This is a genomic window from Pseudoflavonifractor phocaeensis (genome assembly GCF_016901735.1).
Classification (GTDB): Bacteria; Bacillota; Clostridia; order Oscillospirales; family Oscillospiraceae; genus Pseudoflavonifractor_A.
Genome location: NZ_JACLZC010000259.1, coordinates 1 through 216, shown reverse-complemented (window position 1 = coordinate 216; position 216 = coordinate 1). Strand labels below are relative to the sequence as shown.

Annotated in this window: 1 pseudogene; it reads right to left on the bottom strand. The window is 48.6% G+C overall.

The window, feature by feature from the left end:
- Positions 1-216, bottom strand: a pseudogene (locus H7U37_RS15505) (helix-turn-helix domain-containing protein); the annotation flags it as partial.

The following is a 216-nucleotide window of genomic DNA, read 5'->3' as shown; positions in this document are numbered from 1 at the left end:
TTCCACCGCTTTCGACAGTTGTTTGGGACGACCCTTACTTCCACGACCGCGTCGCTCTACTGTAAAACCTTCCGGTCCCTCCATCAGGTAGATCCGCTCCCAATCTTTGATCCGAGTATCGCTGCTTACGTCAAACCGTCTTGCTGTTTCGCAATAGCTTAGCTTTTCCGCCATCATCGTTTCAATTACCAGCTTTTTAAATTCTGGTGTGTATCG